This is a genomic window from Nocardia sp. NPDC001965, assembly GCF_053594175.1.
Map to the genome: position 1 here is coordinate 58,993 of NZ_JBSFDZ010000013.1, position 20,479 is coordinate 79,471.

The window sequence follows — 20,479 nt, forward strand, 5'->3', positions numbered from 1 at the left end:
TAACGGGCCGCTACCACCGAATATCCGCGTGGTCGGTGATCAGGAGATCCGCGTGTAGACGAAATCGAGCCAGTGCTCCCAGCTGCGCGGATCCAGTTCGGAGTCCGAGCGCTCCCAGGTGGCGCGGAATGTGGTCCCCGTCTCATCCAGGTTCCCGGTGAACCGCTGGGAATGACCGGGCGCATCGCGCCACACCCGCCACAGCGGTCCGTCGAAGGAACCCTGGTAGACGCGGTGCTCACCGAACTGGTCGTAGTGCAGGATGACGAGGCGCTCCTGGTAGAGATCGTCCGCGCCGACGAGCCACGTCCAGCTGACCCCGGGATCGGGGACCGTGTAGCGGACCGTCAAGAACCGCGCGTCGGGCATCCACTCGATCGTCGTATGCCCGGTGATATCGGGGTACAGGGTCGTGGTCGTCTTCCATTCACCGGTCATCGTGCCCATCGCGGACAGTGCGGACTCGGTCATGTTCGCGTCTCCCATCGGTGGAGCGAACTCTGGTGTTCAGCTGCAGCGGCGACGCAGGTCCGCCACCCCCTCGCCCTCGAGTTCGTCGAGGACCACCGGACGGCCTACCATCGCCAACGCTAGCGCCTCGCCCCGGCCCCGCACCGCAGGACCGGACCCTTTGACCCAGTCGAAATCTGTCGCGGCGAACTGTAACCCCTTCGTATACCGCCACGGGCGGGCGAACGGGTCGGGCCGGGCGTACCTCCGCCTTCGCTCCGGCCGTGCGCGTCCACATACCGACCCCTCCGTCCAGACCGCCACCCGGCGCTCACCTCGTCGAGGACGGCGCGCAGCCGCTCGGCGGGAATCTCCCTGGCCCGGCCGAGCGGGCGGCGGATGTCCTGCTGGTGGACGAGCAGATCGGCCAGGCCGAGGCGGGGCCACCAGCGCGATACCGAACCCGGTGCCGCGCTGAACTCGGCCAGCAACTGCTGCGATGTGCGTTGCGCCCCGACCGCCGCCATGGCGTTGTTGACACCGTCGATCGAGAAGCGGTTACCGAAGGTGATCCGCGCGTACGCGGTCAGCGGGATGCTGTCGTAGCGCAGATGCGCGACCAGTTCCCGGACCTGCCAGCCGGTGCACAGCGTGGGCGCATCCCATTACACCTCGGTCAGCTCCTGCAGCAGGGCGGTCATTTCGGCGCGTTCGGCGGCGAACATCCCCCGGATGTCCATGCCGCACACCATAACCCGGTCGTGCTCCGGTGTCCGGGAGCCGGCCGGTGGTCTCAGTGGGTATCGCTGTCGATCAGCAGGGTGCCGCCGGAGCTGATGATCCGCAGCGTCGGATTGCTCGTCTGGCCTCCGTAGCTGAGGTTGTTCACCCGCATATCCACCGAGCCGTCGGGGTTGTTGCCCTTGTATGCCTCGATACGACTGAAGTTCTGTACGGTCCGGGTCGACCAGTACTGCTGGAACTCCTGCTGGCTGCCGTAGGCCTGCTGCGCGGCCGGGGTCAGCAGCGACCACGAACCGGTGGGGTCGAGATAGAACTGTTCGATCAGCTGACCGGCCTGTACCCATTCGACCGAGCCGGTACTGGGTGTGGATCCGAGCGCCGGGCTGTTCGCGGCGGGGGTATCGGGGGAGTTCGAGACGGTGGCGCTGGTCGAGGTATCCGCCTGCGCCGACCCGCTGTCTCCGGAATCGGAGGAGTTGAAGAACAGCACTCCGCCGACGACCGCGACCCCGGCGATACCGCCGATGATCACGGCCCGTTTGACCCCGCCGTTGCCGTCGGATCTGCGGGCGACCGGCTGGGTGCTCGTCGGCGGATGGTTCGCCGGCCGGCGCGGCGGCCGGGTGTCCTGGCCGTTGCGGCCCGCCGACCGCGGTTCGGGCCGGCGCCGCGGCGGAGCGTCCTCGGCCGGGCTGCCGTACCGGCCGGGCGCCGGGGATTCCATGGTGCTGACCGCGGCGCCGCCGTGGCCGTTGCGATCGTGGCCGTTGCGGTCGAAGGCCTCGCGGGCCGGAACGAAACCGGCGTGCTCGGACGCCGCACTGTCGTAGCCCGCGAAACGGGCCAGCGCTTCCCGGGCCTCACGCATACTCGGCCGGTCCCGCGGATCGGAGCTGAGCAGGTCCAGTACGAAATCGGTAGCGGGCCCGGCGTTCTGCGGTTCGCTCACCTGGCCGTTGGCCGCCGCGTAGAGCACCTTGAGCGGATTACCGGAGCCGAAGGGCGGTTCACCTTCGAGAGCGTGGAAAAGAGTGGCGCCGAGGGCGAATACGTCCGCGGCGGGGGTCGGATCGGCACCGCGCGCCACCTCCGGCGCCAGATACGCGGCCGTACCGCAGATCAGGCCGGTCTCGGTGAGCGTGACATCGCCGGTGGCCCGGGAGATACCGAAATCGGTGATCTTGACCGTGCCGTGATCGTCGAGCAGGACATTGCCAGGCTTCACATCACGGTGCACGATGCCGGCCTGATGCGCCGCGATGAGCGCCGAAGCCACCTGTTCGCCGATACGGGCCACCTGCGCGAGCGGCAGCGGGCCCTGCGCCGAGAGCACCTGCGCCAGACTGCGGGACTTCATGTACTCCATCACCAGGCACGGATCGCCGCCGTGTTCGGTGATATCGAAGACCACGATGGCATTGGGGTGCTGGAACCGGGCCGCGTTACGGGCTTCCCGGGTCGCGCGCTGGCGGAGCACATCGCGCTCGGCGGGCGGCAGACTGGGTTTGATGTGGATCTGTTTGATCGCCACCGACCGTTGCAGACGCTCGTCGACGGCACGCCAGACCACGCCTGTGCCGCCGCTACCAATCTGCTCGACCAGGCGGTAGTGATCCGCGATCAACTGACCGGTATCGATGGCGCCTACTCCGAACCTTCTCGAAATCGTGACATGACGCGTCCTTGACCACTCACGCGTTCGGGACGAGTGTAGCGGGCACCTCGACCGCCCCAGTGGGTGATGTCACCTTAACGGGCGCCCAGGGGGCGGGGCACGGCGGCCGGGTGATCGGGGCCGGCCGGGAGCGCATGTCACGGGCGAACAACGGGCAACCGGGCGCGCCGCCGCGGCCGACTCGGCCCGGGGCGGACTGCGGATGGGCCCGGACCGGGCGCACCTACTAGGCTCTTCCGAGTGAGTCTTGTGCTGCTGCCCGCTGTCGATGTCGCCAATGGAGAGGCCGTCCGCCTGGTACAGGGCGCGGCGGGCAGTGAAACCAGTTACGGTTCGCCCCGCGACGCGGCGCTCGCCTGGCAGGAGTCGGGGGCGCAATGGGTACATCTGGTCGATCTGGACGCGGCGTTCGGCCGCGGGTCCAATCGCGAACTGCTCGCCGCCGTCGTCGGTGAACTGGACGTGGCCGTCGAACTCTCCGGCGGTATCCGCGACGACGAATCGCTGAAGGCCGCCATGGCCACGGGCTGCGCCCGCGTCAACCTCGGTACGGCCGCGCTGGAGGATCCGCAGTGGTGCGCCCGGGCCATCGCGGAGTACGGCGAGCGGGTCGCGGTCGGACTGGACGTACAGAAGGTAGACGGGGAGTACCGGCTACGCGGACGCGGCTGGGTGAGCGACGGCGGTGACCTGTGGGAAGTACTCGAACGCCTGGAGCGTGACGGCTGCTCCCGGTACGTCGTCACCGATGTCACCAAGGACGGCACCCTCACCGGGCCGAATCTGGATCTGCTGCGCGAAGTGTGCATGGCCACCGACGCGCCGGTGATCGCCTCCGGCGGGGTCTCGGCGCTGGCCGATCTCACCGCGATCGCCGAACTGGTGCCCGACGGGGTGGAGGGCGCGATCGTGGGCAAGGCCCTCTACGCGGGCCGGTTCACCCTCCCCGAGGCTCTGGCTGCTGTCCGTTGAACCGCGACGATCGGGGCCCGAGGCGATGACCGGGGCAGGGACCGAGCTGACCACGCTGATGGCCACCGCCGCCGAGATCCTCGACGGTGTGAGCGAACGGTTCATCGAGGGCCGGGGCGCACCCAGCGCGGTGGCCAAGGGGTCCCGGGATTTCGCGACCGAACTGGACCTCGAACTCGAACGCACCATCTCCGGTCAGCTTCTCGACCGGACCGGTATCGAAGTGCACGGCGAGGAATTCGGTGGCCCCGCCCTCACCGGCGGTACCGCCTGGGTACTGGACCCCATCGACGGCACCTTCAACTATTCGAACGGGCACCCGCTCACCGGCACGCTGCTGGCGCTGGTCCGCGACGGCGAACCGGTGATCGGCCTGGCCTGGTTCCCGCCGCTGGACCGCCGGTACGCCGCCGTGACGGGTGGTCCACTGCTGCTCGACGGTAAACCGCAGCCGCCGCTGGAACCGGCCGTGCTGGACGAGGCGATGATCGGTTTCGGCGCCTTCAACATCGAATCCACCGGCCGGGTGCCCGGACTGTTCCGGCATCGGGTCCTCGGCGCGCTCAGTGCGCTGTCGTCGCGGGTGCGGATGCACGGGTCCACCGGAATAGATCTGGCCTTCACCGCGGAGGGCACCCTCGGCGGGGCCATCGTCTTCGGCCACCACCCGTGGGACAACGCCGCCGGCGCGCTCATGGTGCGCTGTGCGGGCGGGATCGTGACCGATCTCGAGGGTATCGACTGGACCATCGAATCCGGTTCGGTACTGGCGGCCGCGCCGGGTGTGCACGCCGAACTGCTCGATATGATCGCCGCGACCCGGGGCAGCGGGTACACCGCCGTTTCCGACCGGATGGATACAGTCCGGGGAGGGGAACAGAATCGATGATGCGGTACCTCCGCCTCCGCTGCGGTCTCCGCGGTCCGCATCATCCCGCTTCGATGGAGAATCGATGATGCGGTACCTCCGCCTTCGCTGCGGTGTCCGCGGTCCGCGCCTTCCCGCTTCGATGGAGACATGATGACGCTTGCTACTCGGGTGATTCCGTGCCTGGATGTCGATTCGGGGCGCGTGGTCAAGGGCGTGAACTTCCAGAATCTGCGCGACGCCGGTGATCCCGTGCAGCTCGCCGCGGCCTACGACGCCCAGGGCGCCGACGAGCTCACCTTTCTCGACGTCACCGCCTCCAGCGGCGATCGCGGCACCATGCTCGATGTGGTGACCCGCACCGCCGAACAGATCTTCATCCCACTCACCGTCGGCGGCGGGGTGCGCACCGTCGACGATGTGGACCGGCTGCTGCGCGCGGGCGCGGACAAGGTCTCGGTCAACACCGCCGCCATCGCCCGGCCCGAGGTACTGCACGAGATGTCACAGCGGTTCGGCTCCCAATGCATCGTGTTGTCCGTCGATGCCCGCACCGTGCCGGCCGGGGAGCCGCCGACCCCCTCCGGCTGGGAGGTCACCACCCACGGCGGTCGCCGCGGCACCGGAATCGACGCGGTCGAATGGGCGATCCGCGGCGCCGAACTCGGAGTGGGCGAGATCCTGCTCAACTCGATGGACGCCGACGGCACCAAAACCGGGTTCGATCTCCGGATGATCGAGGCGGTGCGGGCCGCCGTCTCGATTCCGGTGATCGCCTCGGGTGGTGCCGGTGCGGTGGACCATTTCGCCCCGGCCGTGCGGGCGGGTGCCGACGCCGTGCTGGCCGCCAGCGTGTTCCACTTCGGAGATCTGACCATTGCGCAGGTCAAGGACGCCATGCGCGCGGCTGATCTGGTGGTGCGGTGATGGATCGGACCCTCGATCCGGCGATCGCGTCCCGGCTCAAGCACAACGAGGCAGGTCTGGTGGCCGCCGTCGCTCAGGAGAGATCGACCGGCGAGGTACTGATGATGGCCTGGATGGACGACGAGGCACTGGCCCGTACCCTGGCCACCCGACGGGCCACCTACTATTCGCGATCCCGGCAGCAGTACTGGGTGAAGGGCGAGACCTCCGGGCATACGCAGTACGTGCACGAGGTCCGGCTGGACTGTGACGGGGACACCGTGCTGCTCGTCGTGGATCAAGAGGGCGCGGCCTGTCACACCGGTACGCACACCTGCTTCGATACCGATGTGCTGCTGGCAGCGGAGCCGGTGCCCGGTACCGACTGAGGCCGCCGGATCCGCAGGGGCTCCGATGTTTCGGGTTGCCGGCCGTGCGGTCGAGCCCGGGCGGACGACCGGAATCGGTGCGGAACATCCGCCGAGTGGTACCGGGTTACGGCCGGGTGTCCGAGGTCGTGGTCTGCCCGGATCGTCCGAGAACAACCCCCAGATGGGTGGTCAGCGTTTCGCCGAGATCGGCCAGGGCCGCGGTCTGCTCGGCATCCAATCCGTCGAAGACCAGGCGCCGAACCACATCCAGATAGCCGGGCGCGGCCTCCACGACCTTCTGGTGGCCCTCGTCGGTGAGCAGGGCCAGCACCCCGCGCCGGCCGGTGGCGGCCGTGCGGGTCGCCCAGCCCATGCGTTCCAGTTTCGACACCACATGCGAAAGTCTGGATAGCGATGAGTTAGCTCTCTGGGCGAGTTCGCTCATCTGCAGTCGCCGGTCCGGTGCTTCCGACAGCAGGGTGAGTACCCAGTACTCGAAATGTGTGACACCGGATTCGCGCTGCAGATCTGTGTCCAAGGCGCCCGGCAAGCGGTTCAGCAGTGCTACCACCGCGCGCCAGGCGCGTCCTTCGACCGGGTTCAGCCAATCCGTCACTAGTCCGCCTTCTCTCCACCCCGGCGACGATTGCGGCAGCGGTCGCTCGGCTATGGAGAGTTTGCCACGATTTCGCTCGGCCGTGTGGCATCTCGGAAACGAAGGTGAGTTCACTCACAGGACCGGCGGCGTGGCCGGCGGATCAGGCGCGGGCGCGTTCGCGCAGGAACTCCAGCGCCTTGTCCGCGTGCACATTCGCCCGTAGTTCACTGCTGATCACGGTGAGAACCCGTCGGTCGGTGCCGATCACGAAGGTATGCCGTTTCACCGGCATGAGTTTGCCCAGCAGGCCGCGTTTCACGCCGTATTGCTCGGCGACTGTGCCGTCGCTGTCGGAGAGCAGCGGGTATTCCAGCCGCTGCGATCCCGCGAACCCGGCCTGCACATCCACCGCATCGGCGCTGATTCCCGCGCAACCGGCGCCGAGCGCGGCGAATTCCGCGGTGAGGTCGCGGAAATGGCATGCCTCGGCGGTGCACACCGGCGTGTTGGCGGCGGGATAGAAGAACAGGACGAGGGGCCCGTCGGCCACCAGGGAATCGAGGGTGCGGAGTGTGCCGGATTGATCCGGGAGTTCGAACGCGGGCGCGAGCTGGCCGATCTGCATACCCGGACAGTACCTGTGACGGCGGGTCGCGCGGGGTGCGTCGCGAGCGCGCGGGACGGAGCTGGAAAGATGATGCGAATGCACGGCGTGCCCACTCCCGCGACCACTTCCCGCGAACGGTTCCTCGAACTCGCCGCCGAACACCGGGTCGTCCCCGTGACCCGGAAGGTGCTGGCGGATTCGGAGACCCCGCTGTCGGCCTACCGCAAACTGGCCGGTGACCGCGCGGGTACCTTCCTGTTCGAATCGGCGGAGAACGGCCGATCGTGGTCGCGCTGGTCGTTCATCGGCGCGGGCAGCCCGTCCGCGCTCACCGCGGTGGACGGTGCCGCCACCTGGCTCGGCGCCACCCCCGCCGGCGCGCCCTCGGGCGGCGACCCGCTCGACGCGTTGCACGACACCCTGGAACTGCTGCGCACCGAACGGCTGCCCGGTCTGCCGCCGCTCACCGGCGGCATGGTCGGGTACCTCGGCTACGACGCGGTTCGCCGGATGGAACGGCTCCCCGAACAGGCCCTCGACGATCTGCGGTTGCCGGAGATGGTGCTGCTGCTGGCCACCGACCTGGCCGCCTTCGACCATCACGAGGGTGCGATCACGCTGATCGCCAATGCGGTGAACTGGAACGGCACCTCCGAGAACGTCGACGCCGCCTATGACGACGCGGTGGCCCGGCTGGATCGGATGACCGCCGCGCTGGCCGCGCCCGCCCCCTCGACCGTATCGGTCTTCGATCAGCCCGAACCGCAGTTCCGGCGGGCCCGCACCCCCGGCGAGTTCGGCGCCGGTGTGCGCCGCCTGGTCTCGGAGATCGAGGCGGGCGAGGCATTCCAGGTGGTGCTCTCGCAGCGGTTCGAGATGGATTACGGTGGCGCGCCCATCGACCTCTATCGCATGTTGCGGGCGGCCAACCCGAGCCCGTACATGTTCCTGCTGCACATTCCCGACGGAGCGGGGAACACCGCGTTCTCGATCGTCGGGTCCAGCCCGGAGGCGCTGGTGGCGGTTCAGGACGGAGTGGCGACGACCCATCCGATCGCGGGCACCCGGTGGCGCGGTGCCACCGAGGAGGACGATCTGCTGCTCGAGAAAGGCCTGCTGGCCGACGAGAAGGAAAATGCCGAGCATCTGATGCTGGTCGATCTCGGCCGCAACGATCTGGGCCGGGTCTGTGTACCGGGTACGGTGCGGGTCACCGAATACCGGCACGTCGAGCGGTACAGCCATGTGATGCACCTGGTTTCCACGGTCACCGGGCGGCTCGCCCCCGGCAAGATCGCACTCGATGCCGTGCGCGCCTGTTTCCCGGCGGGCACCCTCTCCGGTGCGCCCAAGGTCCGGGCCATGCAGTTGATCGAGGAACTCGAACCCACCCGGCGCGGGGTGTACGGCGGTGTGGTCGGCTATCTCGATTTCGCCGGTGACGCCGATACCGCGATCGCCATCCGGACCGCCCTCCTGAAGGACGGGATCGCCTATGTGCAGGCCGGTGCCGGAGTGGTGGCCGATTCCGAAGCCGAGTACGAGGACACCGAATCGCGTAACAAGGCGATGGCGGTGCTCCGCGCGGTGGCCGCCGCCGAAACCGTGCGCGCCTTCGACGAGGGCGCCGGTGATGCGGAACCGGAAGCGGCCGCTTCCGTCCCCGGTGGCGGCGCATGACGGCGTCGGACGACGCTGCTGCCGATCCGGTGCGCGGTTCGGGTCCAGAAGACGGCGCGACGTCCGGCGCTCCGCGCCCGGGTCCGGTCGATTGGGGCGATGAAGACCTACCCGCCACCGAGCCCGCGCCCCGCCACCGGTATCCGGTTGCCGCGATCGCATTGCTCGCTGTCGCCGCCGCGGCGCTGTGGGGGTCGTCCCGGTTGACCTGGGTGACCGTGACTTCGGCCGACGGCCTCACCGAGCCCCGTACCGACGAGTTGAACGGCGGTGTGTGGTTCGGCGCGCTCACCCCGCTGGCGCTGGTTCTGCTGGCCGCGATCGCCGCCGTCCTCGCGACCCGGGGCTGGGTCCGCCGGTTGGTGGGCGTCCTGGTCGCCCTGATCGCGGCGGTGACCGCGGTGCCGGCGCTCGCGCTGCTCACCGGGTCCGGCGCGACCGAGGAACGCGCGGCCACCCTGGCCGAACTGCCCGGCCGGGCCGACGTCCAGGAGCTGGTGACGGCATCCGCCCCGGCCGTGCTCGCACTGGCCGGGGCCCTGGCGGCCTTCGGCGCCGGGCTGCTGCTGGCCCGGATGCCGGCCGGGACGAAACCGCTCTCCGGGAAGTACGACGCCCCGGCCACCCGTAAGGCGGCCGCGACCCGCGCGGTCCAGGAGGGACCGGCGGCCGGCCCGCTTCCGGAGCGGGTGCTGTGGGACGCACTGGATGCCGGCGCCGATCCGACCGACCCCGCGGAGTCCGGTCCGGAGCCGGCCGTCCGGTCGGGGGACACGCCCGGCGGCGTATCGGACACGCCGAGTACCCGTTCCGGCAAATCGGGAAACCTCTCCGAGGGGCGAAGTGTGGCCGAGAACCCGCCGGATACGGCCGGAAAAGCCGGTTCGGAGGAAACCGGTGACGCGCCCTAGCAGGTCGGCCGGGGCGGGGTGACCCGCCCCCGGCGTCACAACGCCCCGCCCTGCCATTTACTCTTGTTCAGCATCGGTGAGACATCGCCTGGGGGAATCCTTCAGGCAATAACTCGCGTCTCCCCAGAAAGGATTCGAGCCAGATGACGGTACTCGACTCGATTCTCGACGGGGTCCGCTCGGATGTAGCCGCTCGGGAAGCGGTGCTGGACTTCCCGGCGGTGAAGGCAGCGGCCGCCGCCGCTACGCCGCCGCTCGATGCGAAGGCAGCGCTTCTCGAAGACGGTATCGGCGTTATCGCCGAGGTCAAGCGGGCCAGCCCCTCCAAGGGGGCACTCGCCGAGATCATCGATCCGGCCAGCCTCGCCAAGTCCTACGAGGACGGTGGCGCGCGGGTGATCAGCGTGCTCACGGAGGGGCGCCGCTTCCACGGATCGCTGGACGATCTCGACGCGGTCCGCGCCACGGTGAACATTCCCGTGCTCCGTAAGGACTTCGTCGTCGGCCCGTACCAGATCCACGAGGCCCGGGCCCACGGCGCCGATGTGATCCTGCTGATCGTCGCGGCGCTGGAACAGGACACCCTGTCCTCGCTCATCGATCGCACCGAATCGCTCGGCATGACCGCGCTGGTCGAGGTGCACACCGAGGAGGAGGCCGATCGGGCACTCACCGCGGGTGCCACGGTCATCGGGGTCAATGCCCGCAATCTCAAAACCCTCGAGGTCGACCGGGACTGCTTCTCCAGGATCGCGCCGGGTCTACCCACCGAGGTGATCCGGATCGCCGAGTCCGGGGTGCGCGGCACTGCCGATCTGCTCGCCTACGCCGGTGCCGGCGCGGATGCGGTACTGGTCGGCGAGGGACTGGTCACCAGTGGTGATCCCCGCGCGGCCGTTTCCGAACTGGTCACCGCGGGCACGCACCCGTCCTGCCCCAAGCCGGCCCGGCGGGGTCGATGATGACCGGGGGCGGTCCGTCCTCCACCAGCGTCCCGCTGCCCGCCGCCAGCCGGGGGGTCGCGCAGCGCAGCGACCACGAACCCGACGAGGGCGGTCATTTCGGCGTATACGGCGGCCGGCATGTGCCCGAGGCGTTGATGGCCGTGATCGAGGAGGTCACGGCCGAATACGACAAGGCCCGGCTGGACCCGGACTTCCTGGGCGAACTGGACCGGTTGCAGCGTGACTACACCGGCCGCCCGTCCCCGGTCTTCGAATGCGTGAATCTGGCCGAGCACGCCGGTGGCGCACGGATCCTGCTCAAGCGCGAGGATCTGAACCACACCGGTTCGCACAAGATCAACAATGTGCTGGGCCAGGCGCTGCTCGCCAAGCGGATGGGCAAGACCCGCATCATCGCGGAAACGGGCGCGGGCCAGCACGGCGTCGCCACCGCCACCGCGTGCGCGCTGCTCGGGCTGCAGTGCATCGTCTACATGGGTGCGGTCGATACCGCGCGGCAGGCGCTGAACGTGGCCCGGATGCGGCTGCTCGGCGCCGAGGTCGTCTCGGTGACGCTGGGTTCGCAGACCCTCAAGGACGCGATCAACGAGGCGCTGCGCGACTGGGTGACCAACGCCGACGACACCTACTACTGTTTCGGCACCGCCGCCGGACCCCACCCGTTCCCGGTGATGGTCCGCGATTTCCAGCGGGTCGTCGGATTGGAGGCCCGCGCCCAGGTGCAGGCCCTCACCGGCCGGCTGCCCGACGCGGTCACCGCGTGTGTGGGCGGCGGGTCCAACGCGATCGGCATCTTCCACGCCTTCATCGACGATCCCGGCGTCCGGTTGATCGGCTACGAGGCGGCCGGCGACGGAGTGGACACCGGCCGGCACGCCGCCACCTTCACCGGAGGCTCGCCGGGTGCCTTCCAGGGCGCCTACTCGTACCTCCTGCAGGACGAGGACGGTCAGACGATCGACTCGCATTCGATCTCCGCCGGCCTCGACTACCCGGGTGTCGGCCCCGAACACGCCTTCCTCCGCGATACCGGCCGCGCCGAGTACCTGCCGGTGACCGATTCCGCCGCCATGGACGCCCTGCTGCTGCTGAGCCGCGCCGAGGGCATCATTCCGGCCATCGAATCCGCGCACGCCGTCGCGGGCGCGGTGGAACTGGGCCGCGAACTCGGTGAGGGCGCGATCATCCTGGTGAACTTGTCCGGGCGCGGGGACAAGGATATGGATACCGCCGCCCGCTGGTTCGGGCTCTTCGACGATCCGGACACCGGCAAGGAGAACGGTCAGTGAGTTCCGAGTCCCGCCTGGGTGCCACCTTCGCCGCCTGCCGGGCCGAGAACCGGGCCGCGCTAATCGGATACCTGCCCGCCGGCTATCCGGATCTCGAGGGGTCGCGCCGGGTCGTGCGCGCGATGGTGGAATCAGGTTGCGATATCGTCGAAGTCGGCGTCGCCTACTCCGATCCGGTGATGGACGGACCCACCATCCAGGCCGCGGCCGAGCAGGCGTTGCGCGGCGGGGTCCGGGTGCGTGACGTGTTCTCCGTGGTCGAAGCGGTCACCGAGGCGGGTGCGCAGGCCGTGGTGATGAGTTACTGGAATCCGGTGCTCAAATACGGCGTCGACCGTTTCGCCCGGGATCTGGCCGCCGCGGGTGGCGCCGGGATCATCACCCCGAACCTCATTCCGGACGAAGCCGGCGACTGGTTCGCCGCCTCGGACGCCCATTCACTCGATCGCGTCTTCCTGGTCGCCCCGTCCTCCACCGAGGAACGCCTGGCCGCCACTCTCGATGCCAGCTCCGGTTTCGTCTACGCGGCATCCACGATGGGGGTGACCGGCGCCCGGGACGCGGTCTCGACCATGGCGCCCGCGCTGTGTGCCCGGATCCGCGAGCACAGCGATATCCCGATCGGGGTGGGCCTGGGGGTGCGTTCGGGTGCCCAGGCCGCCGAGATCGCCGCCTATGCCGACGGTGTGATCGTGGGTTCGGCGCTGGTTTCCGCCGCAGCCGAGGGTCTGGACGCGGTCCGCGCGCTCACCGGCGAACTGGCCGGCGGGGTCCGCGCCGCCGCTGTCGCCTCCTGATCCGTACCGGACGATGACACACGGGCGGAGCCCGTACTTGCTCTGATAATCCGCTCGACTACGGTTGCCCCGTGACCGTTATCGCCGCACCGGATACCGTCGCGCCTGCCGGAGCTCCCGGCGGCGCCGTCCCGCACGCAGTCGATCTGCTGGCCTATCTGCCCAGTCCGCCGCAGGGCGTCTGGGAAATCGGGCCGTTCCCGCTGCGGGCGTATGCGATCTGCATCATCATCGGCATCATCGTCGCCATCTGGTGGGGTGAGAAACGCTGGCAGGACCGGGGCGGCGAGGCCGGCACCGTGCTGGACGTCGCGGTTTTCGCGGTGCCGTTCGGGCTGGTCGGCGGGCGGCTCTACCATGTCGCCACCGACTGGCAGAAATATTTCGGTGCCGACGGCAACCCGATGGACGCGCTGAAGATCTATCAGGGCGGTCTCGGGATCTGGGGTGCGGTCTTCTTCGGCGCGATCGGCGCGTGGATCGCCTGCCGTATCTACAAGATTCCACTGCCCGCACTCGGCGACGCGATCGCTCCGGCGATTCTGCTGGCCCAGGCCATCGGGCGCCTCGGCAATTACTTCAACCAGGAACTCTACGGTCGCGAAACCGATCTGCCCTGGGGGCTGGAGATCTATCTCCGGTTCGACGATTCCGGCCGGCTCGACATGATGAACGGTGTGTCCTCCGGCGAGGTGCATTCGATCGTGCACCCCACCTTTCTCTACGAACTGATCTGGAATGTGCTGGTCGTGATCGCGCTGGTGCTGATCGACCGGCGTTTCCGGATCGGGCACGGCCGGCTGTTCGCCTTGTACGTGGCGGGCTACTGCTTCGGCCGATTCTTCGTCGAACTCATGCGGGACGACGAGGCCACCCAGATCGCGGGGATCCGGATCAATTCGTTCACCTCCGGTCTGGTGTTCCTGGCCGCTATCGCCTACGTGCTGTTCGCGACCAAGGGGCGTGAGACTCCCGAACAGTTGAGCCCCGACGCGGGCCCGCGCCCGTGGCCTTGGCAACTGGGTGCCTTGCGCGCTGCCGGGGCCGCCGGTGCCGTCGGCGTCGCGGCATCGTCGGATTCCGGGGATACCACTGATGAGGCGACCGGGGACCGCGAATCCGGAAGTGCCGATGAGTCTTCCGAAGCCGCGAACCCGGAGACGCCGGAGAAGTCCGCCGCTTCCGCGGCAACCGCCTCGGAAGCGGTGACGGAGTCCGCTGCGATGGCGGAGGATTCCGATTCCGATACCGCATCGGGCGCGAAGGAATCGGATGAACCCGAATCCGAATCATCCGACGATTCCGCGGCGGAGCAGAACGGCGCCACCGCCGAATCCGGTGCTCCGCGAGGTAAATAGGACTCCGTTCGGCGGGCGGTGCGGTCGTCTGGCAGCATCTTGCCGGAGGGGAGGCGACATCCGGTTGTCCTCCACTGCCCGGGGGCACCGACCTAGGAGGAATCCATGACCGATCCGTACCAGCAGGGTGGACCGCAGTACGGCCCGCCCGGAACCGGCCCGGATCTCAGCAAATCGCCGGGGGCCCCGGGCTACCCGTCGCAACCGCAACCGCAGCCGTACCAGTCCCAGCCGTATCCGTCGCAGCCGCAGCAGTACCCGCAGGGTCCCCAGTACGGTGCCCCTCCCGGTTACGGTCAGCCGCAGCCGGGCTACGGCGCCCCGATGGGGCCCGGCGGGTACAACCCGATGGATCCCGAGGCGCCCTACGGCCGCGATATGAACGGTGTTCCGTATTCGGACAAACAGAAGCTGACTGCCGGTCTGCTCCAGATCTTCCTGGGCGCGTTCGGTGCCGGCCGGTTCTACATCGGCGATACCGGTATCGCGATAGCCCAGATCGCGGTCACCTGGCTCACCTGTGGTTTCGGCGGGATCTGGCCGCTCATCGACGGCATCATGATGCTCACCGGCAGCGTGCAGGACCCGCAGGGTCGGCCCCTGCGCGAGAACTGACCCGCCGCCCACTCTCCGCAGACCCCCGGTGCCCCCGGGGGTCTGTTCCGTTTCCGGACGGTCCGCGGATCGCGGCGTGGCCGGTTGCCGTCCGCTCTGGACGCGGCCCGCGGTTATGCCGATTTCGTATGCCGTAGCGCGGAGTTCATCTCGGTGTAGCTGTGCAGTTAAACGCGTATGGCAGAGTTAGCTTCGCAGGTCTGCCCACTGATTCGCCGCGTGCCGCGGTCCGGCGGACGCCCGGGGGCGGACGGAACAGGGCAACCCGGCAGGATTAGGCTCGACACGTGATGCGACGGACGAAGATTGTGTGCACCCTCGGCCCGGCCACTGCCACCGAGGAACGTATTCGAGAGCTCGTCGAGAGTGGTATGGATGTCGCCCGGCTCAATTTCAGCCACGGCGAGCACTCCGACCATGCCGAAAACTACAAGAAGGTGCGGCAGGCCTGCGAGGATCTCAGCCGCGCCGTCGGCATACTCGCCGATCTGCAGGGCCCCAAGATCCGGCTGGGCCGCTTCGCCGAGGACCGGACGGTCTGGGCGACCGGTGAGACCGTGCGTATCACCGTCGACGATATCGTCGGCAGCCACGACCGGGTCTCCACCACCTACAAACAGCTCGCCGCCGATGCCAAATCCGGCGATCGGCTGCTGGTCGACGACGGCAAGGTCGGCCTGGAAGTGATCCGCGTCGAAGGTAACGACGTGGTCTGCGAGGTCACCGAGGGCGGCCCGGTCAGCAACAACAAGGGTGTGTCGTTGCCGGGTATGGACGTCTCGGTGCCCGCGCTCTCCGAGAAGGACATCGAGGATCTGGAATTCGCTCTCGAGCTGGGCGTGGATTTCATCGCACTGTCGTTTGTGCGGTCGCCGTCGGATATCGAACTCGTCCACGACGTGATGGACCGGGTGGGCCGCCGGGTGCCGGTGATCGGCAAACTGGAGAAGCCGGAAGCGATCGACAACCTCGAAGCCGTGGTTCTCGCCTTCGACGCGGTCATGGTGGCCCGCGGCGATCTCGGGGTGGAGCTGCCGCTCGAGCAGGTGCCGATCGTGCAGAAGCGTGCGATCCAGATGGCCCGGGAGAATGCGAAACCGGTCATCGTGGCCACCCAGATGCTCGAATCCATGATCGAGAACTCGCGGCCCACCCGCGCCGAGGCCTCGGATGTGGCGAACGCGGTCCTCGACGGCGCCGACGCGGTGATGCTTTCCGGGGAGACCTCGGTCGGCAAGTATCCGATCGAGACGGTGCGCACCATGGCCCGGATCGTGCACGCCGTGGAGGCCGAATCGACCAGCGTCCCCCCGCTGACCCACACCCCGCGCACCAAGCGCGGCGTCATCTCCTACGCGGCGCGCGATATCGGCGAGCGGCTCAATGCCAAGGCGTTGGTCGCGTTCACCCAGTCGGGCGATACGGTGCGCCGCCTGGCCCGGCTGCACACGCCGCTGCCGCTGCTGGCGTTCACCCCCCTTCCGGAGGTGCGTAGTCAGTTGGCGCTCACCTGGGGCACCGAAACCTTCATCGTGCCCACCGTGGACAGCACCGACGCCATGATCCAGCAGGTCGACCAAGCCCTGCTGAGTATGAATCGATACCGCAAAGGCGACCTCGTGGTCATCGTCGCCGGCTCCCCGCCCGGTACCGTCGGTTCCACCAACCTGATCCACGTGCACCGTATCGGCGAGGAGGACCACTGATGATCGAGGACCGCGGAGTCGCCCGGTGAGCGCGCCGGTCGGCGAAACCGTGACGGACAACCACACCGATCTCGACACACTGCTGGAACTGCTGGACCTCGAAGAGGTGTCCGAGGATGTCTTTCTCGGACACCATCCGGCGAAGGTGTCCAGCCGGACCTTCGGCGGCCAGCTGGTATCCCAGGCGGTGATCGCGGCGGGACGTACCGCGGGACATCGCCCGATCCACGTGCTCAACGCTCATTTCGTCCGCGGCGGCGATGTGAAGAAGCCCATCGAGTACCACGTGGAGCGGCATCGCGACGGGCGGGCGTTCGCCAATCGCACCGTGACCGCGACCCAGGACGGCCAGGAACTGTTCGTCATGCTGGCGTCGTTCCAGGAGTGGGGTAAAGGGCTCGAGCATGCCCACGAGCGGCCCGAGGTGCCCGATCCGGAGACGCTGCCGCGGATCCAGGAGAGCTTCGCCGGGTTCGAGGACAAACTCGAGATGTTCGTCAACGCCCCGCACCCGATCGATATGCGGTACACGAACGATCCGGCCTGGATCCTCAAGGGAACCGGGGAGAAGCTCAACCACAACCGGGTGTGGATGCGGGCCGACGGGACCCTGCCCGACGATCCGCTCGTCCATGTCGCGGCGCTGAGCTATTCCTCCGATACCACCGTGCTCGATTCGATCATCACCACGCACGGTCTGTCCTGGGGCCTGGACCGGATCGTCGCGGCCACGGTGAACCATTCCATCTGGTTCCACCGGCCGTTCCGCTTCGACGACTGGGCCCTGTACTCCACCGAATCCCCGGTCGCCGCGGGATCACGTGGACTGGCCACCGGCCGGTTCTATTCGCGCGAGGGTGATCTGCTGGCCACCACCGTGCAGGAGGGCGTGATCCGGCACTTCCCGGCCCGCCGCTGAACACAACTGCCGACTGCCGGATCAGAGTCGCTCCGGCAACAACGGCTCCATTTCCAGATCGGTGCGTTGTTCGGTGCTGAAGGTGAACGGAACACCGGGACCCAACTTGTCCAGGCCCCGGAGCAGGCGGTGCTCCAGCGCGGCGAGATAACTGTCGGTGAGTTCGCCCGGTTCGCCGACCAGGCTCAGCGCGATCTCGTATGTCGCGCGCTCCCGCGGCTCGACCCCCGGATTCGCGACGCGCCAGCGGCTGTCGAAATCCCGGTGCCGGGAATCGTCCTCGGCGATCGGCAGGGTGAAACGCCACGCGCAGACGTCACCGTCGGCCAGCTGCTCGGCCAGTTCCGTCCGGACGGTGTCGACGAGATCTTCCAGATTTTCCGGTGTCACATAAACATGAAGCGAAACATCCGAAATGCGTTTCGGCATGCCTGATTCCTGTCGTGTGTCGAACCTGCAACGGGATCGGATTCTTCGGATCGATGGTCCGGATGGCGAGTGTAGTGCCCGGAACGTGGAAAGTCAGTGTGCACGTCGGAATTCGTGGCCGGCCGAGCCTACCGCGGCGGTATCGCGGCCGCGCTGCCGCCGACCGGACCGGATATCTCCGCGCAGTCGTGGCCGGCCGGAGTCGGTCGGGACCCGCCCCGGTCGAACCCGCATTCGGGCTCGGATCCTCACGCGTACCAGCCGGTGTGCTGGGCTGCCACCAGCGGGGAGAGGCGGGGTGTGGCCGTGCTCGGTCCGACCACCAGCGGCGGCCGGCCCCGATACCGATCCTCGGGCGTGGCGGCCGGGGCCAGGGCGACCAGCAGCGGAACCAGCGCCTCCGCGATCTTGTCCCCGACCTCGCAGTACGCCTTGGCCGACAAGCCGACCGGATCGGCGATGTTCTCCCGTCCGACCCGGGACAGGTTGTGCCGGAAGCGATGCAGATCGGCCACGGTGCGGACGCCGGTGACGCGGGCGATCCGATACGCCTCGAGCAGTGTGAAGGTTCGTGAGGCCGAGCCGGCCGCCAGTTCGCCCACATCGTCGCGAATGTTCTCGCTCATGGTGAGTACGAGATCCGCGCGATCGATATGCTCGGGTTCGAGTTTGCGAGCACGGAAACCATCGGGGTTCCCACCCAGCCCGATGATGGCCTCGGCCGCGCGCGGTTCCGCCGGGAATCCGACCAGCGCCCGGGTACCGGCACTTTCGGCGGTGATACCGCCGAGCCGGTATTCGACCGCGATGGAGCGGGTGAGCCGTTCGGCGATCACCGAGCGGCACACGTTTCCATTGCAGACGAACAGGATGTGCATGGCGCAACGGTAATTCGCGCTCCTTGTACGCAGCAGTGCCATCTGCGCAATATCACAGTGTCCCGGGTGTGAATTCATCTGTGCGTAGCATCCCGTACACGAATCCGGCCTGTTTTTTCCGCGTGGTACAGAAAATGTTTCCGTGACCGTCGCGCTGGTTCCTGCGGTGCATCGAGCGGCCGTTTTCGGCCGCGGCCGGGTTTCCCGGAGGGGATCTTCGGGGATGCCCGGACCGTGCTCCGGTCGCCGGGTCCGTAGCGCGTCCACCGGTTCACCCGGGCCGGGTGAACCGCGGTCCGGAATCGGCGGCGTACGGTCGTTCGGAGTGTGCCAGGAGGGACCGTCGAAGAGGGGAAGGTAGCTGCTCATGGCCGGTTCTGGCGTTTTCGCCGCGTCGAGGATGACTCCGGAATACGCGCGGGTGGTGGCCCGAGCGGCGTATCTGTGGGGCTGGCCGCTGGTGAATATGCACAACCGGCGGGTGTTCATGGAGCAGTTGCCCCAGCCCGGCCTGCTGGCCGGGATCGTACCCGCCGGTCCGCCCGGAACCATCGGGATGCTGCGCGACTACATCCGCCCCGAGGAACGGGTCGTCGCGTGCCCGAACCAGGACGTGGTCTACGGATTCGGTGTTCTGGACGCGCGCCGGGAGCCCTCGGTGGTGCAGGTGCCCGAATTCGGTGACCGGTTCTGGGTTTACCAGGCGGTCGATCAACGCACCGATTCGTTCGTCCGGCTCGGCAAGATGTACGGAACCGCCCCGGGGTTCTACCTGCTGGCTCCCGAATCCTGGGAGGGGACGGTACCGGCCGGGATCACCGATGTGTTCCGCTTCGACACCCGCTGCGGTGTGGTGATCCCGCGGGTCTTCCTCGACGACACCGCGCGGGACCGGGCCGCGATCGCTTCGCTGGTGGACCGGATCGGTATGTATCCGCTGTCGGAGTTCGACGGCACCGTGAAAGTGGTCGACTGGTCGGCGGTACCTTCCTTCGGCGGCACGGTGGCCGGGGATCAGGGCGAAACACAATGGGTGGACCCGGAGCAGTTCTTCACAGTCCTGGGGGAGGTGCTGGACGAGGTACCGGCGCTACCGGGCGAGGAGGCGCTGTACAGCTGGTTCCGCTCGATTCTCGCCGCCGCCGAAGACGACACCGGTATCGCCGACGTTCTCCGGCAGACGGCGCTGGACACCGAAGGGGTGGTCCGGGAGCTGTTCGAGTTCCGGAATATCGGCATTCCGGTATCCGGCAACTGGACCACCCAGCGCAACGGCGCCGCGTTCGAAACCGACTATCTGTCGCGGACCGCGATCGCCAAATCGAATATCTTCGTCGATACCGCGAACGAAACCGCCTACTACTATCAGGATCTCGACGATGCCGGTGACCGCCTGCACGGTTCGGGTACCTACACCGTGCGCTTTCCCGCTGGACAGCTTCCTCCGGTCCGTGGATTCTGGTCGCTGACGGTCTACAACAAGCATCACTTCTTCCACTCCAACGAACTGGACCGGTATTCGCTGGGCACCAAGAATCAGGACCTGACCTACGGTGACGACGGATCCTTGACCCTGACCGTGGGCGGCGCCGGTCCCAGCGATCCGAAGTTGCTCGCCAACTGGCTGCCCGCGCCCAACGACGAATTCTCTCTCTATCTCCGCGCCTACTGGCCGGAAACCGGGGTCGTCGACGGCCGCTGGGAGCCACCGGCCGTCCTGCCGCAGGACTGACCGCGGTTC

20 protein-coding genes and 1 pseudogene are annotated in these 20,479 nt (G+C 68.1%); 14 read left to right on the plus strand and 7 right to left on the minus strand.

Translation table 11 applies throughout. The features are described from left to right. Positions 1-39: 39 nt before the first annotated feature. From ACWCPQ_RS19620 to ACWCPQ_RS19630, 3 genes and pseudogenes are all read right to left on the minus strand, one after another. Entirely contained in the window at positions 40-471 is a 432-nt protein-coding gene (locus tag ACWCPQ_RS19620; protein ID WP_449900721.1) for a hypothetical protein, read from the minus strand. A 119-nt stretch (positions 472-590) separates the two neighbouring features. Next, a pseudogene (locus tag ACWCPQ_RS19625) lies at positions 591-1,103 on the minus strand (maleylpyruvate isomerase family mycothiol-dependent enzyme); the annotation flags it as partial. A gap of 140 nt (positions 1,104-1,243) precedes the next feature. Next, positions 1,244-2,818, minus strand: coding sequence for a serine/threonine-protein kinase (locus ACWCPQ_RS19630; RefSeq protein ID WP_449900723.1), 1,575 nt, complete (start codon positions 2,816-2,818; stop codon positions 1,244-1,246). 291 nt (positions 2,819-3,109) lie between these two features. Between ACWCPQ_RS19630 and priA the strand changes: the two genes are divergently transcribed. The 4 genes from priA to hisI all read left to right on the plus strand — a co-directional run bounded on the left by priA (position 3,110) and on the right by hisI (position 6,004). Continuing rightward, on the plus strand, positions 3,110-3,841 hold the full coding sequence (gene priA, locus ACWCPQ_RS19635; RefSeq protein ID WP_449900725.1) for a bifunctional 1-(5-phosphoribosyl)-5-((5-phosphoribosylamino)methylideneamino)imidazole-4-carboxamide isomerase/phosphoribosylanthranilate isomerase PriA: 732 nt from the start codon (positions 3,110-3,112) through the stop codon (positions 3,839-3,841). Between the two features lie 25 nt (positions 3,842-3,866). After that, entirely contained in the window at positions 3,867-4,730 is an 864-nt protein-coding gene (locus tag ACWCPQ_RS19640; RefSeq protein WP_449900727.1) for an inositol monophosphatase family protein, read from the plus strand. 132 nt (positions 4,731-4,862) lie between these two features. After that, on the plus strand, positions 4,863-5,636 hold the full coding sequence (gene hisF, locus ACWCPQ_RS19645) for an imidazole glycerol phosphate synthase subunit HisF (RefSeq protein WP_449900729.1): 774 nt from the start codon (positions 4,863-4,865) through the stop codon (positions 5,634-5,636). Then, positions 5,636-6,004 (plus strand): phosphoribosyl-AMP cyclohydrolase, encoded by a 369-nt coding sequence (gene hisI, locus ACWCPQ_RS19650; RefSeq protein ID WP_449900731.1) that lies wholly within the window; start codon positions 5,636-5,638, stop codon positions 6,002-6,004. Before hisF ends, hisI begins: the two co-directional genes overlap by 1 nt. 106 nt (positions 6,005-6,110) lie before the next feature. Here hisI and ACWCPQ_RS19655 read toward each other — a convergent pair whose 3' ends face one another. Beyond that, positions 6,111-6,602, minus strand: coding sequence for a MarR family winged helix-turn-helix transcriptional regulator (locus ACWCPQ_RS19655; RefSeq protein WP_449900733.1), 492 nt, complete (start codon positions 6,600-6,602; stop codon positions 6,111-6,113). 142 nt (positions 6,603-6,744) lie between these two features. After that, positions 6,745-7,209, minus strand: a complete 465-nt coding sequence (locus ACWCPQ_RS19660) for a peroxiredoxin (RefSeq protein WP_449900736.1) — start codon at positions 7,207-7,209, stop codon at positions 6,745-6,747. Between the two features lie 78 nt (positions 7,210-7,287). Between ACWCPQ_RS19660 and ACWCPQ_RS19665 the strand changes: the two genes are divergently transcribed. The 9 genes from ACWCPQ_RS19665 (at position 7,288) to ACWCPQ_RS19705 (ending at position 17,431) form a co-directional block, all read left to right on the plus strand. Continuing rightward, positions 7,288-8,871: an anthranilate synthase component I gene (locus ACWCPQ_RS19665; RefSeq protein ID WP_449900966.1), complete on the plus strand. Its 1,584-nt coding sequence runs from the start codon at positions 7,288-7,290 to the stop codon at positions 8,869-8,871. Then, on the plus strand, positions 8,868-9,782 hold the full coding sequence (locus tag ACWCPQ_RS19670) for a TIGR02234 family membrane protein (protein WP_449900738.1): 915 nt from the start codon (positions 8,868-8,870) through the stop codon (positions 9,780-9,782). Before ACWCPQ_RS19665 ends, ACWCPQ_RS19670 begins: the two co-directional genes overlap by 4 nt. A gap of 143 nt (positions 9,783-9,925) precedes the next feature. After that, positions 9,926-10,744 (plus strand): indole-3-glycerol phosphate synthase TrpC, encoded by an 819-nt coding sequence (gene trpC / locus ACWCPQ_RS19675; protein ID WP_449900741.1) that lies wholly within the window; start codon positions 9,926-9,928, stop codon positions 10,742-10,744. After that, positions 10,741-12,036: a tryptophan synthase subunit beta gene (trpB, locus tag ACWCPQ_RS19680; protein ID WP_449900743.1), complete on the plus strand. Its 1,296-nt coding sequence runs from the start codon at positions 10,741-10,743 to the stop codon at positions 12,034-12,036. Before trpC ends, trpB begins: the two co-directional genes overlap by 4 nt. After that, positions 12,033-12,833, plus strand: coding sequence for a tryptophan synthase subunit alpha (trpA, locus tag ACWCPQ_RS19685; protein WP_449900746.1), 801 nt, complete (start codon positions 12,033-12,035; stop codon positions 12,831-12,833). Before trpB ends, trpA begins: the two co-directional genes overlap by 4 nt. Before the next feature lie 80 nt (positions 12,834-12,913). Then, the gene (gene lgt, locus ACWCPQ_RS19690; protein WP_449900968.1) at positions 12,914-14,191 is read left to right on the plus strand and encodes a prolipoprotein diacylglyceryl transferase; all 1,278 of its coding nucleotides are present in this window, start codon (positions 12,914-12,916) and stop codon (positions 14,189-14,191) included. 105 nt (positions 14,192-14,296) lie between these two features. Further along, complete coding sequence (locus tag ACWCPQ_RS19695; protein WP_449900748.1) at positions 14,297-14,806, plus strand: TM2 domain-containing protein; 510 nt, start codon at positions 14,297-14,299, stop codon at positions 14,804-14,806. A 287-nt stretch (positions 14,807-15,093) separates the two neighbouring features. Then, a complete protein-coding gene (gene pyk / locus ACWCPQ_RS19700) occupies positions 15,094-16,512 on the plus strand; it encodes a pyruvate kinase (RefSeq protein ID WP_449900750.1) in 1,419 nt (472 codons plus the stop codon). A gap of 25 nt (positions 16,513-16,537) precedes the next feature. Next, on the plus strand, positions 16,538-17,431 hold the full coding sequence (locus ACWCPQ_RS19705) for an acyl-CoA thioesterase (RefSeq protein WP_449900752.1): 894 nt from the start codon (positions 16,538-16,540) through the stop codon (positions 17,429-17,431). A gap of 21 nt (positions 17,432-17,452) precedes the next feature. On the opposite strand, the gene ACWCPQ_RS19710 is transcribed toward ACWCPQ_RS19705, so the two are convergent. Then, on the minus strand, positions 17,453-17,821 hold the full coding sequence (locus tag ACWCPQ_RS19710) for a hypothetical protein (protein WP_449900754.1): 369 nt from the start codon (positions 17,819-17,821) through the stop codon (positions 17,453-17,455). A gap of 287 nt (positions 17,822-18,108) precedes the next feature. Further along, positions 18,109-18,738, minus strand: coding sequence for an arsenate reductase/protein-tyrosine-phosphatase family protein (locus tag ACWCPQ_RS19715; protein WP_449900756.1), 630 nt, complete (start codon positions 18,736-18,738; stop codon positions 18,109-18,111). Between the two features lie 367 nt (positions 18,739-19,105). Here ACWCPQ_RS19715 and ACWCPQ_RS19720 point away from each other — a divergent pair, with 367 nt between their 5' ends. After that, a complete protein-coding gene (locus ACWCPQ_RS19720; protein ID WP_449900759.1) occupies positions 19,106-20,470 on the plus strand; it encodes a DUF1254 domain-containing protein in 1,365 nt (454 codons plus the stop codon). The last annotated feature ends 9 nt before the right edge of the window (positions 20,471-20,479 follow it).